Here is a 17,956-nt window from a genome sequence, read left to right on the forward strand (position 1 = left end):
CGCGGCGGCACGGGCCTACCGACCTCGCCATCCTGAGCGAGGCGTTAAAACCCAGGAGACTGTTCATGAATCTGCAAACCGTGTTCAAGCTCGATGCGCACGGCACCGATATGCGCACCGAGATTCTGGCAGGGGTGACGACGTTTCTCACCATGTCGTACATCATCTTCGTCAATCCCGACATCCTGTCCACCACCGGCATGGACAAGAACGCGGTGTTCGTCGCCACCTGTCTGGCGGCGGCGCTGGGCACCTTGATCATGGCGTTTGTCGCGAATTGGCCCATCGGACTGGCGCCGGGCATGGGGCTGAATGCCTTTTTCGCCTTCACCGTGGTCAAGGGCATGGGCTTCACCTGGGAGCAGGCGCTGGGGGCGGTGTTCATCTCCGGCTGCATCTTCGTACTGCTGACCGCCACCGGGGTGCGATCCTGGCTGGTGGCGGGCATTCCGAAGTCGCTGCGCAGCGCCATTGCTGCGGGTATCGGCATGTTCCTGGCGATCATTGCGCTGTCGAACGCGAGCGTCGTGGTGGCGAATCCGGCCACCAAGGTGGGGCTGGGCAATCTGGCCTCGCTACCCGTGGTGCTGGCTGCGGGCGGATTTCTGCTCATCGCGCTGCTCGACTACTGGCAGGTGCGCGGCGCGATCCTCCTGGGCATCGTGGCGGTGACGCTGGCCAGCATGGCGCTGGGTTTGACCCAGTATCGGGGGTTGGTTTCCATGCCGCCGAGCATCGCGCCGACCTTTCTCAAGCTCGACATCCTGGGTGCGCTGCACGCCGGGTTTTTCCACATCATCCTGGTGTTCGTGCTGGTGGAGATTTTCGACGCCACCGGTACGCTGACCGGTATCGCCCGCAAGGCTGGCTTGCTCAAAGAGGGAGCCACGGACGGCCAAAGCGGCCTGGGACGGGCATTGTTCGCCGACAGCCTGGCCATCTTCTCCGGCTCGCTGCTGGGCACCAGCAGTACCACCGCCTATATCGAGAGCGCCTCCGGGGTGCAGGCGGGCGGGCGCACCGGGTTGACGGCGCTGGTCGTCGGCCTGCTGTTTCTCGCCGCGCTGTTCATCGCGCCGCTGGCCGCGGTCGTGCCCGCCTACGCTACGGCACCGGCCTTGCTCTACGTTGCCGGGCTGATGATGCGCGAGCTGCTGGAAATCGACTGGAGCGACATCACCGAATCGGTGCCCTCCGCGCTGGCGGCGCTGATCATGCCGTTCACCTATTCCATCGCCAACGGGCTGGCGTTCGGCTTCATCATGTACGCCGCGCTCAAGCTGCTGACCGGGCGGGCACGCGAAGTGCATCCGGCCCTGTGGGTCGTGGCAGGGTTGTTCCTGTTGCGTTATGCGCTGTTTCCTTCCGACTGAATCAGTTCACATCATGAATTTCACGAAGTCTTTACCCGCATCCGACGGCGCGCGAAAGGCGCTGCGCGGCGACATCCTCCACTTCCTGCGCGATCCCGGCTGGAACGAGGACGCCACCGGTGCCGTGCGCTTCGAGCCCGACGGCTGGCTGCTGATCGACCAAGGCCGGGTGCAGGCGGTGCACCCCGCCGACGACCCGCCCGACGCGAGCTGGACGCGGCAGGACTGGCGCGGCCACCTGGTGCTGCCGGGCTTCATCGACCCGCATGTGCACGCGCCGCAGCTCGATGTCATCGCCTCGTATGGTGCGGCGCTGCTCGACTGGCTGGAGCGCTACACCTTCCCGGCCGAAGCGCGCTACGCCGATCCCGAGCAGAGCCGGCAGGGGGCCGAGCGCTTTGTGCACGCGCTGCTGGCGCACGGCACCACGTCGGCGCTGGTGTTTGCCACGGTGCACAAGACCAGTAGCGAAGCGCTGTTCGAAGCAGGCCGTCAACTCGGCATGCGGCTCATCACCGGCAAGGTGTTGATGGACAGCAACTGCCCGCCCGACCTGCGCGATGACGTCGTGCAGGCTGAAGCAGACTGCACCCAGCTGATCGAGCGCTGGCATGGCGTGGACCGCCTGGCCTACGCCGTGACGCCGCGCTTCGCCGCCACCAGCAGCGACGCGCAACTGGCCATGGCCGCAGAGCTGCTGCAGCGCTACGCCCAACGCGCCGGGGGGCTGTACATGCAGACGCATGTGGCCGAGAGCCGCGATGAGGTGCGCTGGATCGCCGAGCTGTTTCCCGACAGCCGCAGCTACCTCGACGTGTACGACCGCCGGGGTCTGCTCACCCGCCGCAGCGTGCTGGCGCATGGCATCTGGCTCGACGATGCCGACCGCGAGCGCCTGGCGCAGACCGGCAGCAGCATCGCCTTCTCGCCGTCGTCCAACCTGTTTCTGGGCAGCGGCCTGTTCGACTGGGCCAAAGCCGAGGCCGCCGGTGTGGGCGTGGCGCCGGCGAGCGACGTGGGCGGCGGCACCAGCCTGTGCCAGTTGCGCACCCTGGCCGACGGCTACAAGGTGCTGGCGCTGCAGGGCCAGCGCATGACGGCCTGGCAGGGGCTTTACGCCGTCACCCGCGGCGCGGCACGCGCCCTCGATCTGGAGCACGAGATCGGCCACTTCGCCCCCGGCACCGCGGCAGACGTGGTGGTGTGGCGCTGGGCCGAGGGGGCCGTGCAGCAACGGCGGCAGGACATGGCACGCAGCTTGCATGAGCGTTTGTTCGCGTGGATGCTACTGGCCGACGAACGCAATGTCGCCGCCACGTATGTGCTGGGACAGTTGCGGTATCGACCCGGGTGAAGCCATTCCGGGTGCGCATCTGCGCGTCGCCGGTATAGGACAATCCGGAAATCCACCTCGCCCTGCTTCATTCGGTTTCTTCCATGCGGCTTTCGCTCGAACACATCAGCAAGTCCTATCCCGGCGTCAAGGCCAACGACGACATCAGCCTGACGGTCGCCGCCGGGGAAATCCATGCGGTGCTGGGCGAGAACGGTGCAGGCAAGTCCACGCTGATGAAAATCATCTACGGCGCGGTGCAGCCCGATGCGGGGCAAATCCTGTGGGAGGGCAGGCCGGTGCGCATGAAAAACCCCGGCATGGCCCGCGATCTGGGCATCGCCATGGTGTATCAGCACTTCTCGCTGTTCGATACCCTCACCGCCGCAGAGAACATCTGGCTGGGTCTGGGACGCCGCATCAGCCTGTCCGAGGTGGAAACGCGCATCACCGACATCTCGGCGCGTTACGGCCTGGACTGCGCGCCGCGCCGCCCGGTGCACACCCTGTCGGTCGGCGAGCGCCAGCGGGTGGAAATCATCCGCTGCCTGCTGGCAGGTCCCAGGCTGCTCATTCTCGACGAGCCGACGTCGGTGCTGACGCCGCAGGCGGTCGAAAAGCTGTTCGTCGTGCTGCGCCAGCTCGCCGCAGACGGCTGCAGCATTCTCTATATCAGCCACAAGCTCGACGAAATCCGCAGCCTGTGCCACCACTGCACGGTGCTGCGCGGGGGCAGGGTGAGCGGGCGTGTCGATCCCGCCCGGGAAACCGAGGCCAGCCTGTCGCGGCTGATGATCGGCGCCGATCCGCCCGCGCTGCAACACCGGCCGTCGCAGCCCGGCGCGGTGCTGCTGCAGGTGGACGATCTGCAACTTCCGGGCGATGGGGATTTCAGCGTCGCCATCGAGCATCTCTCGCTGCAGGTGCGCGCAGGCGAAATTCTGGGCATCGCCGGCGTGTCGGGCAATGGCCAGCAGGAGTTGCTCGCCGCGATGTCGGGTGAAGACCGGCGCGCACGGCCCGCGGCGGTGAAGCTGGCGGGCGAGCCGGTGGGCGCGCTCGGGCCGGGAGCGCGCCGCAAGCGCGGGCTGCACTTCATCCCGGAAGAACGCCTGGGGCGGGCGACGGTGCCGGTGATGTCGCTGGAGCAGAACATGCTGCTGACCGCGCGTCCGGACGAGGTTGCTTCGCGCGGGCTGATCCGCCGCCAGACGCTGCGCGAGCAGGCGCAGGCGGTGATCGTCCGCTTCGGCGTCAAGGCGGGCGGGCCGCAGGCGGCGGCGCGCAGTCTGTCGGGCGGCAATCTGCAAAAGTTCATCGTCGGCCGCGAAATACTCGGTCGGCCCCGTGTGCTCATCGTGGCGCAACCGACCTGGGGCGTGGACGTGGGCGCTGCGGCGCAGATCCGCGCCGAATTGCTGGCGCTGCGCGATGCGGGCTGCGCCGTGCTGGTCGTCTCGGAAGAGCTCGACGAGCTGTTCGAGATCGCCGACCGGCTGCAGGTCATGGCGCGCGGCAAGCTGTCGCCGTCCATCGCCCGCGCCGAGGCGACGGTGGAGCGGATCGGCCTGTGGATGAGCGGGCTGTGGCCGCAAGGCGCGAATCAGCCGGAGGAGGTCGCCGATGTTGCGGCTTGAGCCCCGAGGCGCGCCTTCGCGCGCGATGGTGTGGCTGTCGCCGCTGCTGGCCTTGGGCATGACCGTGGCCTTTGGCGTGGTGATTTTTCTCGCCGTCGGCAAGAACCCGGTCCACGGCCTGAGCATGTTCTTTTGGGAGCCGGTCAAGAGCGCCTACAACCTGTCGGAACTCGCGCTCAAGGCCACACCGCTGATTCTGATCGCCCTGGGGCTGGCGGCGTGTTACCGCAGCAATGTGTGGAATATCGGCGCCGAAGGCCAATACATCCTCGGGGCGATTTTCGGCGGCGGCGTGGCGTTGCTGGCTGGCGACCACACCTCGCACGCCATCGTGCTGCCCATTCTGCTGGCCGGGATTCTGGGCGGCATGGTGTGGGCGGCGCTGGTGGCGGCGCTGCGCGACGGGTTCAACGCCAACGAAATCCTGGTCAGCCTGATGCTGGTGTATGTGGCGCAATACCTGCTCGACTACCTGGTGTACGGCCCGTGGAAAGACCCGCAGGGCTACAACTTTCCGCAGACCAAGATGTTTGCCGACCCCACGCTGCTGGGCCATCTGATCGAAGGCACGCGGCTGAACTGGGGCTTTCCCATCGCGCTGGTCGCCGTGGGGTTGGTGTGGGTGTTTTTGTTTCGTAGCGTGGCTGGGTTTCGCTTGCAGGTGGGCGGGATGGCGCCGGGCGCGGCGCGCTACGCCGGGTATTCCTCGCGCAAGGCGCTGTGGACGGTGCTGCTGACGTCGGGCGGTTTCGCCGGGTTGGCCGGGGCGCTCGATGCCATCGGCCCGCTGCAGCAGCTCACGCCGCAAGTGTCGCAGGGCTACGGCTTTGCGGCCATCATCGTGGCTTTCGTCGGGCGGCTCAATCCGGTGGGCATCGTGCTGTCGGGCGCGCTGATGGCGATGTTCTACATCGGCGGCGAGCTGGCGCAGTCGCGTCTGGGCCTGCCCAATGCGATGACGGGTGTGTTCCAGGGCCTGCTGCTGTTCTCGCTGCTGGCCTGCGACACCTTGATCGACAACCGCCTGCGCTTCAAGAGTGCCCCCGGGACCGCGCTGCGCCCGGCCCGCCCTTGCAGGGCGCCGAGGGGGGTGAGAAAACTTGCGGCGGCCCTGCGTTTTCTCAAGCGCTGAAGGACATCCCGCATGGACATGGCCGCTTCTCTCATCGCCACCACGCTGAGCGCGGGCACGCCGCTGGCGCTGGCCTCGCTCGGCCTGTTGATCAACGAAAAATCGGGTGTGGTCAACCTCGGCGCCGAAGGCATGATGCTGATGGCCGCGGTCATCGGCTTTGCCGTGGCGCTGCACACCGGCAACCAGTGGGCCGCCTTTGGCGCGGGGGCCGTGGCCGGCGCGTTGATGGCGGGCGCCCTGGGTCTGCTGGTGATCTGGCTCAACACCAATCAATACGCCACCGGGCTGGCGCTCACGCTGTTCGGCGCCGGAGTGTCGGCCTTCATCGGCATCGATTATGTGGGCAAGACCCTGCCCAACTTTCAGCCTTGGGACATTCCTGGGCTGAGCGATCTGCCCTTCATCGGCCCGGCGCTGTTTCGGCATCACCTGATGGTGTATTTCACCGTGCTGCTGGCCCTCGGCCTGATCTGGTTTTTCGACCGCACCCGCGCCGGTCTGGTGCTGCGCGCGGTGGGCGAGTCGCCCGAATCGGCGCATGCGCTGGGCTATCCGGTGCGGCGCATCCGCCTGCTGGCGCTGATGTGCGGCGGGGCGCTGGTGGGAGTGGCCGGGGCCTATCTGTCGGTGATCTACACGCCGTTGTGGGTGCAGGGCATGACCGCGGGTCGGGGCTGGATCGCGCTGGCGCTGACCACCTTCGCCACCTGGCGCCCGGCGCGCGTGCTGCTCGGCGCCTATCTGTTCGGTGGGGTGACCATGCTGCAGTTCTTTTTCCAGGGCAGCGGGGTGCAGATTCCGTCACAGTTCCTGTCGATGCTGCCCTACATCGCCACCATCGTGGTGCTGGCGCTGATGTCGCGCAACCCGCTGTGGATCCGCATCAATATGCCCTCGTCGATCGGCAAGCCGTTCAACCCGGGGGGATGAATCCGTTTGTCATGGGCATGAATTTTGTATACAGTTTGCGATCACCTTACGGAGGACTCCATGTTGAAAACAATGTTCACAAAACCCTTGATCGCGCTGGCGGCTGTGGTCAGCGTGCTGGCGATGGCCACGGCGCCCGCGCAGGCCGCTGATCCGCTGAAGATCGGCTTCGTCTATGTCGGCCCGGTGGGCGATGCCGGTTGGAGCTTTGCGCACAACCAGGCACGGCTGGCGCTGCAGGCCAGGTTCGGCGACAGGATCAAGACGCAGTACGTGGAAAGCGTGCCTGAAGGCCCGGATTCGGCGCGGGTGTTCCGCGATCTGGCGCAGCAGGGCGACAAGCTGATTTTCGCCACCAGCTTTGGCTATATGGAATCGGTGCTGCGCGTGGCCAAAGACTTCCCCAAGGTCAAGTTCGAGCACGCCACCGGCTATAAAACCGCGAAGAACGTCGGCACCTACGACGCCCGCACTTACGAGGGCGCTTACCTGGCCGGGGTGCTCGCCGGCGGCATGACCAAGACGAATGTGCTGGGCGTTGTCGGCTCGGTGCCCATTCCCGAGGTGATTCGCAACATCGACTCGTTCACCCTCGGGGCGCAGTCGGTCAACCCGAAGATCAAGACCAAGGTGGTGTGGGTGAACAAGTGGTTCGATCCGCCGAAGGAAACCGAAGCCGCGACCTCGCTGATCAACCAGGGCGCCGACGTGCTGTTCCAGAACACCGATTCGCCCGCCGTGCTGCAGACCGCGGCCAAAATGGGCAAATACGGTTTCGGCTGGGACAGCAATATGAGCAAGTTCGGCGGCAAATCGCATCTGGCCTCGGCCACCATCAACTGGGCGCCGCTGTATGAAATGCTCACCGCCGAAGTGCTCAAGGGCGATTGGAAGCCGGCCCAATACTGGTGGGGCATGAAGCACGACACGATTCAACTGCAGGACATCAGCCCGGCGGTGCCCGAGTCGCTGAAAAAAATCGTGCTCGAACGCGAAGCCGGCCTGAAGAACGGCAGCTTCAGCATCTGGAAGGGCCCCATCGTCGATCAGTCCGGCAAGACGGTGCTCGCGGCCGGCCAGGTGGCCGACGACAAGTTCCTCCACGGCATCACGTTTTATGTGAAGGGCGTGGAAGGCAAGGTGCCGGGGCGGTAAGCGTGCTCGATTTTTTTGCGAGTCGATGAACATGCCCCATGCCGACATCCCCCTCTTGCCCGCCGAGCGCGTTGCCCACCTGCTGCGCGCCAGCCCGAAGGCCGAACTGCATGTGCATATCGAGGGCACGCTGGAGCCGGAACTGATCTTCGCGCTGGCGCGGCGCAACGGCGTGACACTGCCCTACGCCGATGTGCAGGCGCTGCGCAGGGCCTATGCCTTCACCGACCTGCAAACCTTCCTCGACCTGTATTACGCCGGATGCGATGTGCTGCGCACCGAGCAGGATTTTTTCGATCTGGCCTGGGCCTATTTCCAGCGCGCCGCGCGGGATCAGGTGGTGCGCGTGGAGCCGTTTTTCGATCCGCAGAGCCACACGGCGCGCGGCGTCGGTTTCGAGGTGTTCATGCCGGCCTTCATCCAGGCGGCGCGGCGGGCACAGGAGGAACTCGGGCTGAGCGTCGGCTGGATTTTGAGCGTGCTGCGCCATCTGTCCGAAGAGGACGCCTTGCAGACGCTTGATGCTGCGCAGCCCTGGCTCGATCATCTGATCGGCATCGGGCTCGATTCATCCGAGCGCGGCAATCCGCCGGAGAAGTTTGCGCGGGTGTTCGCCAGCGCCCGCCAGCTCGGGCTGCACGCGGTGGCGCATGCGGGCGAGGAGGGGCCGCCCGCCTACATAGAGGGCGCGCTCGATGTGCTGAAGGTCGAACGCATCGACCACGGCGTGCGCGCCAGCGAAGATCCGGCCCTGATGCGGCGCCTGGCGCGCGAGCAGGTGCCGCTCACGGTCTGCCCGCTGTCGAATGTGCGGCTGTGCGTCATGCCAGATCTGGCGCAGCACAACCTGCCGCAATTGCTCGATGCCGGATTGAGGGTCACGGTCAACTCAGACGACCCGGCGTATTTCGGCGGCTATGTGAACGACAACCTCACCCGGTTGTTTGCCGCCCAGCCCGCGCTGGGGGCGCCGCAGGCTTACACCCTGTTGCGCAACAGCCTGGAGGCCAGCTTCGCCGCCGACGGCGACAAGGCGCTGTGGATCGCCCGGCTCGATGCGCAGTGGAGACAAGCCGCATGATGGACGGGATGAACCGCTTGCAGCGACTGGAGGAAGCCGTCAGCCGTGGCGCAGATCCGCTCCTGCGCTCCTGTACGGAACGCAGGAGGATGGGCTTGAATCCGCGTTCTTTCCGCGCCCCAAGCCCGACAGTCTCCTAAGCAAGCAGGAAGGCGCCTGGGCTGCCCATGCCGGGCAGCCCGACTGTGCAATATCCCCCACGCCAATCGAAAAATTGTGCCGCGCTGTAGCATCTGCTCACATTTTCCAGCAGGGAGACGGCGATGTGGAATGAGAATCTGAAAGCGCAATTCCAGAGTCTTGCCCCGGGTTGTCCGGAAGGCGAGCTGTCCAGGCGTGATTTCGTGCGCACCGCCCTTGGGGTGGGTTTCGCCGTCGCCGCGGGGCCGGTGACGGCACAGACCGTGGTGCAGACCCCGGCAGACGGCCTGCACGCGGCCGAGGTGCAGATCGACTCCGGCGGCCAGAAGATCCCGGTCTATCGTGCGCAGCCCAAGGGCAGGAGCGACCTGCCTGTGGTACTGGTGGTGTCGGAGATTTTCGGCGTGCACGAATACATCGCGGATGTCGCGCGGCGCTTCGCGCATCAGGGCTATCTCGCCTTGGCGCCCGATCTGTTCGTGCGGCAGGGCGATCCGATGGCCTATGGCAGCATTGCCGAAGTGATGAGCAAGGTCATCTCCAAGGTGCCCGACGCCCAGGTGCTGCAGGACCTGGACGCCTGCCGCAACTGGGCGCTGGCGAACGGCGGCAGGGTGGGGCATGTGGGCATCACCGGATTCTGCTGGGGCGGGCGCTTCGTCTGGCTTTACTGCGCTCACGCCCCGGTGCAGGCGGGCGTGGCCTGGTATGGCCGACTGGTCGGCACGCCATCGGAGCTGTCGCCCAGGAACCCGGTGGACATCGCCAAGGAACTCAAGGCTCCAGTACTCGGACTTTACGGTGGCAAGGACCAGGGCATCACGCAGGAATCGGTGCAGCAGATGCGCAAGGCGCTTGCCATCGGCAGCGCCGCGGCCAGGGCATCCGAAATCGTGGTATATCCCGATGCCGGCCACGGCTTTCACGCCGACTACCGGCCCAGCTACAACGCCAAGGACGCCCAAGACGGCTGGAACCGTGCACTGGCCTGGCTGCATCGCCACCAGGTGGCCGCCGCCGACGCGCCGCCACGGACCTGACAGGGAAGGGTCTTGCGCAGCTCTTCCCGTTGGGCGATCTGCTCAGGGGTTGAGCCGCTTCGTTCCTGCGAGCCGGCAAAAACGCCGTAATGGCGCAGGCGCCCTTGCCGGCGTTTTACGCTCTCGTTTGCGCTCGCGCCTTTTCAGCGCACCACCAGCACCGGCAGTTTGGAATGCGACAGCACGCGGGCGGTCTGGCTGCCGAGCATGGCCGAACTCACCCCGCCACGGCCGTGCGATGCCATCACGATGGTGTCGCAACCCTGTTTCTGCGCGGCGGCAAGCAGGCCGCGCCAGGCCTGGGCGTCTTCTTCCACCACGGTGTCGCAGCTCAGTCCGGCAGCGTTGATGCGCTCGCTCAAGTGTTGCAGCGCATCATTGGCTTGTTTGCGCACCTCCTCCTGCCATTGATCCATGCCCACGGGCATGACTTCGATCGCGCCGATATAGGGGTAAAGATCGATGACCGAGCAGACGGTGATCTTGGAGCCGAATTTTTTCGCCAGCTCGACGGTATAGGGCAGGGCCTTGTCAGCGAGATCCGAGCCGTCTGTGGACAACAGGAGATGATTGAACATGGGAGTGATCCGGTTGGAAAAGTGGAAGGCGCCGGGGCTGCGGCTTTCACAGGTTCACAACCCCGGCGGAGTCGGTCAGCGCAGAACCAGCACCGGGATGGTGGAATGGGTCAACAGCTTTTGCGTTTCACTGCCCAGCAGCAGGGCCTGCATGCCGCGGCGTCCGTGCGAGGCGATGACGACCACGTCGCAGCCCCGATCCTTGGCCACATCGAGCATGGCCTTCCAGGGGTGGATGTCTTCGGCGATGACGGGCTCGAACGGGACTCCCGCGGCCTTGCAGGCGTCCTGCAGCGGCTTGAGGGCGTCTTCCGCCTGTTGCGTGACATGCACGCGGTACTGCTCAGCGGTAATCGGCACGGTCTCGGCGAGACCGGAATAAGGATAAGGATCGGTGACGTTCAGGCCGATCACTTCGGCGCCGCAGCTTTTGGCCAGCGCAACCGCGTGGGGAATCACTTTGCCGCCGGTATCGGAACCGTCGGTGGGGACGAGTATCTTTTTATACATGTCGATCTCCATTTTGATTGTAAGAAACAGCCCTCGATGAAAACTCAGGCACTTGCCATATGCTGCTCCCCGAATGTATCGCCTGACTTGTTGCAGATCAAACCGACAAGACTGTCAGGCCTTGGCAGGCGGATGGCCGGTGGCGACAGGGTTCGACGGATCGGCACACCATTCGCTCCACGAGCCGGGATAGAGCAGGCTGCCGTCCATGCCGGCGTGGGTCATCGCCAGCAGATTGTGGCAGCCCGTCACGCCCGAGCCGCAGTGATGGATCACGTCGCGCGGGTCCCAGTCTTCGAGTAGCGCGGTGAACTCTTCACGCAATTGCTCGCGCGACTTGAAGGTGCCGTCGGGTTGCAGATTGGTCTGGAAGAAGCGGTTTTTCGCGCCCGGAATATGCCCGCCGACCGGGTCGATCGGCTCGATCTCGCCGGCATAGCGCTCCGGCGCGCGCGCGTCCAGAATGAGATGTTTGCCGCTGCGCAGATTGTCGAGCACATCACGGGCAGGCACTGCGCCCACCCGTGCGGGGCGGCGGCCGAAGTCGCCCGGCGCACGAGCCGCCGGTACCGCACTCTCGCTGACGCCGCCTGCGGCCATCCAGGCCTGCCAGCCGCCGTCGAGTACGGCCGCCGCGTCGTGGCCGAGCCAGCGCAGCATCCACCACAGGCGCCCGGCGAAGCTGCCGCCCGCACGGTCGTAGGCGACGACCTGCTGGTCTCGACACAGGCCGAGCTGGGCGAGCCGGGCGGCGAAAGCATCGGGATCGGGCAGAGGGTGACGGCCGTTGCGGCCGGTCTTGGGGGCCGACAGATCGCGGTCGAGATGGAGAAAAATCGCGCCGGGGATGTGCGCCTGCTCGTAGGCGAACTGGCCGGCTTCGGGCTGGGCGAGATCGTGGCTGCAGTCGACGATGAAAGCGCCCTTCAACGCGGCCAGATCAGACGCGGAAATCAGGGTGGTGTAGGGGGCAGACATGATGCGAAGCCTTCGTCAAAAGGTGAGAGCCGAACCATAAAGCAAAAACCCCGCAGCGGCATGCCACCGATGCGGGGCGGGAATGAGGCGGACAGCAACTCAGGCCGGAACCTGCAGCTTGTCGCGATACCAGGCGTGGAAGTGGCGCATGCCGTCTTCCATCGGCGACTGATAGGGGCCATGCTGGTCGTCGCCGCGTTCGAACAGCGCCTTGCGACCGGCATCCATGCGCTCGGCGATTTCGTCGTCTTCCGCGCAGGTTTCCATATAGGCCGCGCGCTCGGCCATGATGAATTCACGCTCGAACGCCGCGATTTCCTCGGGGTAGAAAAACTCCACCATGTTCAGGGTTTTCTGCGGCGCGAGCGGGAACAGGGTGGAAATGACCAGCACATGCGGATACCACTCCAGCATGATGTTGGGATAGAGCGTGAGCCAGATGGCGCCGTGCTCGGGCAGCTTTTTGTCGGAGCGGAAGTTGAGCACCGCCTGATGCCACTTGCTGTAGACCGCGCTGCCCGGGTGCTGCAGACCCTCATGCACGCCGACGGTCTGCACGCTCCACTCCGGCGCGAACTGCCATTGCAGCACGCTGCAGTCGACGAACTTGCCCAGCCCCGGATGGAAGGGCACGACGTGGTAGTCCTCCAGGTAGACCTCGATGAAGGTCTTCCAGTTGTAGTTGCACACGTGCATTTCGGTGTGGTCGTGCACGAATCCGGTGAAATCGAACTCCTTGAGCACGGCCAGTTGTTCCATGGTCTGCGCCACGGGGTAGCCGTTGTCCTCGAACAGCATGCCGTTCCAGCGCTGCAGCGGGTAGGCCTGCAGATGCAGGCAGGGGTCTTGCTCGAAGTGCGGGGCGCCGACGAGCTGACCGTCGAGTCCGTAAGTCCAGCGATGCAGCGGGCAGACGATGTTCTTGCCCGTGCTGCCCATGCCGCGCAGCATCACGGCCTGGCGGTGACGGCAGACGTTGGAGAGCAATTCGATGCCCTCGGGGCCGTGAATCAGCGCGCGGCCTTCGCCCTCCTGGGCGAGCGCGGCGTAGTCGCCGATCTTGGGCACCGTGAGCTCATGTCCGAGATAGCGCGGGCCGGAGCGGAAAATCTGTTCCAGCTCCAGCTTGAACAGGTCGTCATCGAAATAGGTCGAAACCGGCAATTGCAAATGATCCTGCGACAGACGAATGCTCAGATCGGACATGATGGCGATGCACCTCCACAATTCGTTGAAAAATACCCACACGTAACACGCGGCCGATTGTAGAGCCCATGTTTGCCGCCGAGCCATGATGCGGCGCCTAAAATGCCAGCCTTGCCTCCCTCTCCCACACACAAGATGCCCGTCGCCAAGTCCGTCCGCCCTGCCGATCAGGCCCCAGCTAGCTATGAACAGGCTCTGGCCGAACTCGAACAGATCGTTCAGGCCATGGAAGGCGGGCAGCTCAGCCTCGACGACACCTTGTCGTCCTACAAGCGCGGCAATCTGCTGCTGCAGTATTGCCGCGGCAAGCTGCAGGCGGTGGAACAGCAGGTTCAGGTGCTCGATGGCGAGCAGCTCAAACCCTTGAGCCCGGAACCCGAAGAGGAGGATGACCGTGTCTGAGGCTTTGCAACTCGAGAGCGTGTCGCCGGGTTCCGCCGCGATGAATGGCGCGCAGCCCTTCGATCTGTGGCTGCACCAGCACCAGGCCCGGGCGCAGCGCCTGATCGAGCGCTTCGTGCCGCAGCAACATCCGCTGGTGCCGCGCTTGCATGAGGCCATGCACTATGCCGCAGCGCTGGGCGGCAAGCGCGTGCGTCCTCTTCTGGTGTGGGCCGCGGGCGAGTGCGTGCAGGCCGATGAGCGGGCATTGGACCGTGCCGCCTGCGCGGTGGAACTGGTGCATGCCTATTCGCTGGTGCACGACGATCTGCCCTGCATGGACGATGACGTGCTGCGGCGCGGTCAACCCACGACCCATGTGCGATTCGGTGAAGCGCTGGCCTTGCTCGCGGGCGACGCCTTGCAGGCCCTGGCCTATGAAGTGCTGACGCCAGAGGAAGATATCGCCCCGGCGCTGCAGGCGCGCCTGTGTGCGCTGCTGTCGCGCGCCTCCGGCGCCGAAGGCATGGCGGGAGGGCAGACGCTGGACATCCTGGCCACCGGCGGGGCGCTCAGCAGTGACGATTTGATGAACATGCACAGCCGCAAGACGGGCGCCTTGCTCAAGGCCAGCGTGCTGATGGGCGCGGCGTGCGGAGGGTTCGATTCGGCCCATGCAGCGCAAACGCATGCCGCCTTGTCAACCTATGGCGATGCGGTGGGTCTGGCTTTTCAGGTGGTGGATGACATTCTGGATGTGACCGCCGATTCCCGTACGCTCGGAAAGACCGCGGGCAAGGACGCGCAGCAAAACAAGTTCACCTACGTTTCCGCGCTGGGTCTGGATGCGGCCCGCACCCTGGCACAGGAGCTGCGCGACAAGGCGCAGGCCGCGCTCGACACCCTGCCGCCGTCGCAACGCGCTGCTAGCCGGCGCTTGCGCGACCTGGCGGATCTGATCGTGCTGCGCGGATATTGATCGCACATGGCTTCACTCCTGTCCCGGACCGTTCAAATGGCTCAACGACTGCCATCATGACGATTCGCCACACCTGCGCGCTCCCCTGTGTCGCTGCGGCCACTGCGCTGGGCGCCTTGGGTGGGGCACTGTGGTTGCAGCGCAGGGGATTCGCCCCCTGTCCGCTGTGCATCCTGCAGCGCATGGCCTATCTGGGCGTGCTGGTTTTCGCTCTTTCGGCCATCGGTCTGATGCGCCCGCAGATGCAATCGAATAGGCAGCTTGCCGCGCGCGTCGTGCTGGGTTTCGGGGTGCTCAGCGGCCTTGCCGGTCTGGGCCTTGCTGCCCGGCACATCTGGCTCGTCCTCCACCCAGGGCAGCTCTGCGGCCTGGACCCGCTGGCCGCGGTCATCAACCACTGGGCGGTGACGCAGTGGGCGCCATGGATGTTCCGTGCGGACGGTCTGTGCGCCGACACGCCTTCGGTGTTCGGTCTGGCGCTGCCGTTCTGGTCGGCCGCCGGATTCATCCTGACCTCGGCGCTGCTGCTGGCCGCATTGCTGCGCCGCGCCCCCTCATCGACACGCTGACCCTGGCGTTATCCCATCGTGACTGCTTCGTTTCCCTTGCTGAACCGTATTGCCACCCCCGCCGATCTGCGCGCACTCGACCGCGCGCACCTGCGGCAACTGGCCGTTGAACTGCGCGAATTCATCCTGCAATCGGTGTCGCGCACCGGCGGGCATCTGTCGTCGAACCTCGGCACCGTGGAATTGACCATCGCGCTGCACGCCGTGTTCGACACGCCTTACGACCGGCTGGTGTGGGACGTGGGGCACCAGACCTATGCGCACAAGATTCTGACCGGCCGGCGCGAGGCCATGCGCGGTTTGCGGCAGATGGGCGGCATCTCCGGTTTTCCGCGCCGCGAGGAGTCGCCGTTCGACACCTTCGGCACGGCGCATTCGTCCACCTCCATTTCGGCTGCGCTGGGCATGGCGCTGGCGGCGCAGCGCAAGGGCGAATCACGCCGCGTGGTGGCCGTCATCGGCGACGGCGCGCTCACCGGCGGCATGGCCTTCGAGGCGCTCAACAACGCTGGGGTACACCCCGAGGCCGATCTGCTCATCGTGCTCAACGACAACGACATGTCGATCTCGCCGCCGGTGGGCGCGCTCAATCGCCACCTCACCAGCCTGCTGTCGGGCGGCTTGTTCACCGCCGCGCGCAGCACCGCCAAGCAAGTGCTCAGCGCCGCGCCGCCGTTGCTCGGCCTGGCGCGCCGCCTGGAGGAATATGCCAAAGGGCTGGTGGCGCCTTCGCCCTTGTTCGAGGAACTCGGAGTGAAGTATTTCGGGCCGATCGATGGCCACGACCTCGATGCGCTCATTCCCACCCTGCACAACCTGCGCGACATGCACGGCCCGATTCTGCTGCACGTCGTGACCAGGAAGGGTCAGGGCTACAAGCTGGCCGAAGCCGATCCGGTGGCGTATCACGGACCCGGGCGGTTCGATCCCGCCGTGGGCCTGGCGCCGGGCAAGCCGGGCAAGCCGCCCACCTTCACCCAGGTGTTCGGTCAGTGGCTGTGCGATATGGCGCAGGCCGATGCGCGGCTGGTGGGCATCACCCCGGCCATGCGCGAGGGCTCTGGCCTGGTCGAGTTCGCCGAGCGCTTTCCGCAGCGCTATTTCGATGTCGGCATCGCCGAGCAACACGCGGTGACCTTTGCCGCGGGTCTGGCCTGCGAGGGGCTCAAACCCGTGGTGGCGATCTATTCCACCTTCCTGCAGCGCGGATACGACCAGGTGATCCACGACGTCGCCATTCAGAACCTGCCGGTGCTGTTCGCGGTGGACCGAGCCGGCGTGGTGGGCGCGGATGGAGCGACGCACACCGGCGCCTACGACATTCCCTTCCTGCGCTGCGTGCCCGGCGTGAGCGTCCTGACTCCGGCGGACGAAAACGAGTGCAGGCAACTGCTCACCTCCGCCTACCGTCACGAGGGTCCGGCGGCGGTGCGCTATCCGCGCGGCAGCGGCGCGGGCATTGCCGTGCAGTCCTCACTCACCGAATTGCCCTGGGGACGGGCGCAGCCGCGGCGCGCCAGCGGCGCCAAACCGGGACGGCGCATCGCCATTCTGGCCTTCGGCCCGGTGCTTTATGCGGCGCTGCAGGCGGCCGAAGCGTTCGACGCCAGCGTGATCAATATGCGTTTCGTCAAGCCGCTCGATACCGCCGCGCTGCTGGCCGCGGCAAGCAGCCACGATGCCTTGGTCACGGTGGAAGAAGGGGTGATCCGCGGCGGCGCCGGATCGGCCTGCCTGGAGGCCTTGCAGCAGGCCGACGTGCAGATTCCCGTGCTCAATCTCGGTCTGCCCGATGACTGGATCGAGCACGGCGACCCGGCGGCGATCATGGCCGATCTCGGCCTGGATGCAGCGGGCATCGCCGCGAGTGTGCGCAAGCGTTTCGGCGCCCTGCTCGGGCAGGCCGAGCGTCAGCGCGCCGCCAACGAGTAAACGATCAATGCCCGGCGAGGCATCGGTCGAGGTTGTTGGCCAGATTGCGCATGAGCTGCGTGTAGCCCTCCAGACCCAGCGGCCCTTTGCCGCCCAGCGGATCGAGCGTGCCGACCCGCGCAGAGGTTCCCTCGACCAGGGTCTGCACCAGCCGGGGCTCGAACTGCGGCTCGGCAAACACACAGACCACGCCCAGCGACTTGATCTTGTCGCGCATCTGGCTCACGCGCCGGGCATTGGCCATGGCGTCGGGACTGACCAGAATCGAGCCGACCGCGCGCAGCCCGAAGGCATGCTCGAAGTATTGATAGGCATCGTGAAACACGATGAAGGGCTTGTTTTTGACCGGAGCGAGCTGCGCCGTGAGTTCGGCCGTCATGACATCGATGCGCTGCACCGCCTGCTCGGCATTGGCCTGGTATTGCGCCGCATGCTGCGGGTCTTTCGCCGCCAGTGCGCGCGCGGCGCTGCGCAAGATGACCTTGGCGTTGGTGGGCGACAGCCAGACATGGCCGTCGAAGCTGCCGGTGTGTGCGTGATCCTGCGCATCTCCTTGAACCTGAGCCGACGGCAGGGCCGGGGCAGGGCGCTTGCGCTCCCAGTCGCCGCCGGTACGTGCAGGGAGCAAATCCATGCCAGGCTGGGTGGAGAGGGTGATCACCTGCGCCGAGGGCGGCAGCGCCCTGATGATCTTGGTCAGCGCCGGTTCGACGTCGGGGCCGATCCAGAACAGAAGCTGCGACTGCTCGGCGCTGGCGCGCTCGGAAGGCTTGAAGGCATAAGTATGAGGCGAATTCCCCGGCGGGATCAGCACCGTCGGCCGGCCCACCCCGTCCATGACGGCGGCCACCAGATCGCCCACGGGTTTGATGCTCGCAGCCACCCGCGGCGTTTGCGCCTGGGCGCAAAGCGGGGCCAGCGCAGCGATGAGCAAGGTCGATAGAAAAAGTATGCGGCGCAGGAAGAACATTTCGAGCCAGAGAGAAAAACAAGATTGT

General features: G+C 65.7%; 17 protein-coding genes. 12 read left to right on the plus strand and 5 right to left on the minus strand.

Annotation, left to right across the window (positions count from 1 at the left end; translation table 11 throughout):
* Window positions 1-65 precede the first annotated feature (65 nt).
* From RBR52_RS05105 to RBR52_RS05140, 8 genes are all read left to right on the plus strand, one after another.
* Window positions 66-1,373, plus strand: a complete 1,308-nt coding sequence (locus RBR52_RS05105; RefSeq protein ID WP_320376107.1) for an NCS2 family permease — start codon at window positions 66-68, stop codon at window positions 1,371-1,373.
* Window positions 1,374-1,386: 13 nt separating this feature from the next.
* Window positions 1,387-2,727 carry a guanine deaminase gene (guaD, locus tag RBR52_RS05110; RefSeq protein WP_320376108.1) on the plus strand — a complete coding sequence of 447 codons (1,341 nt, stop codon included), beginning with the start codon at window positions 1,387-1,389 and terminating at the stop codon, window positions 2,725-2,727.
* An 83-nt stretch (window positions 2,728-2,810) separates the two neighbouring features.
* Window positions 2,811-4,343, plus strand: a complete 1,533-nt coding sequence (locus RBR52_RS05115; protein ID WP_320376109.1) for an ABC transporter ATP-binding protein — start codon at window positions 2,811-2,813, stop codon at window positions 4,341-4,343.
* A complete protein-coding gene (locus RBR52_RS05120) occupies window positions 4,330-5,475 on the plus strand; it encodes an ABC transporter permease (protein WP_320376110.1) in 1,146 nt (381 codons plus the stop codon). The genes RBR52_RS05115 and RBR52_RS05120 overlap by 14 nt, the downstream gene beginning before the upstream one ends.
* Before the next feature lie 12 nt (window positions 5,476-5,487).
* Window positions 5,488-6,408, plus strand: coding sequence for an ABC transporter permease (locus RBR52_RS05125; protein ID WP_320376111.1), 921 nt, complete (start codon window positions 5,488-5,490; stop codon window positions 6,406-6,408).
* Between the two features lie 72 nt (window positions 6,409-6,480).
* Complete coding sequence (locus tag RBR52_RS05130; RefSeq protein ID WP_320376112.1) at window positions 6,481-7,563, plus strand: BMP family ABC transporter substrate-binding protein; 1,083 nt, start codon at window positions 6,481-6,483, stop codon at window positions 7,561-7,563.
* A gap of 25 nt (window positions 7,564-7,588) precedes the next feature.
* Window positions 7,589-8,644 carry an adenosine deaminase gene (locus RBR52_RS05135; protein WP_320376113.1) on the plus strand — a complete coding sequence of 352 codons (1,056 nt, stop codon included), beginning with the start codon at window positions 7,589-7,591 and terminating at the stop codon, window positions 8,642-8,644.
* A 263-nt stretch (window positions 8,645-8,907) separates the two neighbouring features.
* Window positions 8,908-9,825 (plus strand): dienelactone hydrolase family protein, encoded by a 918-nt coding sequence (locus RBR52_RS05140; RefSeq protein WP_320376114.1) that lies wholly within the window; start codon window positions 8,908-8,910, stop codon window positions 9,823-9,825.
* 143 nt (window positions 9,826-9,968) lie between these two features.
* Here RBR52_RS05140 and RBR52_RS05145 read toward each other — a convergent pair whose 3' ends face one another.
* From RBR52_RS05145 to RBR52_RS05160, 4 genes are all read right to left on the minus strand, one after another.
* Entirely contained in the window at window positions 9,969-10,403 is a 435-nt protein-coding gene (locus tag RBR52_RS05145; RefSeq protein ID WP_320376115.1) for a universal stress protein, read from the minus strand.
* A 75-nt stretch (window positions 10,404-10,478) separates the two neighbouring features.
* Window positions 10,479-10,913, minus strand: coding sequence for a universal stress protein (locus RBR52_RS05150; protein WP_320376116.1), 435 nt, complete (start codon window positions 10,911-10,913; stop codon window positions 10,479-10,481).
* Window positions 10,914-11,027: 114 nt separating this feature from the next.
* On the minus strand, window positions 11,028-11,891 hold the full coding sequence (locus tag RBR52_RS05155) for a sulfurtransferase (protein WP_320376117.1): 864 nt from the start codon (window positions 11,889-11,891) through the stop codon (window positions 11,028-11,030).
* A 99-nt stretch (window positions 11,892-11,990) separates the two neighbouring features.
* The gene (locus RBR52_RS05160) at window positions 11,991-13,097 is read right to left on the minus strand and encodes an aromatic ring-hydroxylating dioxygenase subunit alpha (RefSeq protein ID WP_320376118.1); all 1,107 of its coding nucleotides are present in this window, start codon (window positions 13,095-13,097) and stop codon (window positions 11,991-11,993) included.
* A gap of 135 nt (window positions 13,098-13,232) precedes the next feature.
* Between RBR52_RS05160 and RBR52_RS05165 the strand changes: the two genes are divergently transcribed.
* From RBR52_RS05165 to dxs, 4 genes are read left to right on the plus strand one after another with little or no spacing between them, the layout of a single operon-like run.
* Complete coding sequence (locus RBR52_RS05165; protein ID WP_320376164.1) at window positions 13,233-13,499, plus strand: exodeoxyribonuclease VII small subunit; 267 nt, start codon at window positions 13,233-13,235, stop codon at window positions 13,497-13,499.
* Window positions 13,486-14,457 (plus strand): farnesyl diphosphate synthase, encoded by a 972-nt coding sequence (locus RBR52_RS05170; RefSeq protein ID WP_320376119.1) that lies wholly within the window; start codon window positions 13,486-13,488, stop codon window positions 14,455-14,457. The genes RBR52_RS05165 and RBR52_RS05170 overlap by 14 nt, the downstream gene beginning before the upstream one ends.
* Before the next feature lie 56 nt (window positions 14,458-14,513).
* Window positions 14,514-15,026 (plus strand): disulfide bond formation protein B, encoded by a 513-nt coding sequence (locus RBR52_RS05175; RefSeq protein WP_320376120.1) that lies wholly within the window; start codon window positions 14,514-14,516, stop codon window positions 15,024-15,026.
* 15 nt (window positions 15,027-15,041) lie between these two features.
* Window positions 15,042-16,958, plus strand: coding sequence for a 1-deoxy-D-xylulose-5-phosphate synthase (gene dxs / locus RBR52_RS05180; protein ID WP_320376165.1), 1,917 nt, complete (start codon window positions 15,042-15,044; stop codon window positions 16,956-16,958).
* Window positions 16,959-16,962: 4 nt separating this feature from the next.
* On the opposite strand, the gene RBR52_RS05185 is transcribed toward dxs, so the two are convergent.
* Entirely contained in the window at window positions 16,963-17,928 is a 966-nt protein-coding gene (locus tag RBR52_RS05185; protein ID WP_320376121.1) for a zinc ABC transporter substrate-binding protein, read from the minus strand.
* Between the last annotated feature and the right edge of the window lie 28 nt (window positions 17,929-17,956).

Source organism: Thiomonas sp. (genome assembly GCF_034007205.1).
In the GTDB taxonomy this organism is placed as follows: Bacteria; Pseudomonadota; Gammaproteobacteria; order Burkholderiales; family Burkholderiaceae_C; genus Thiomonas.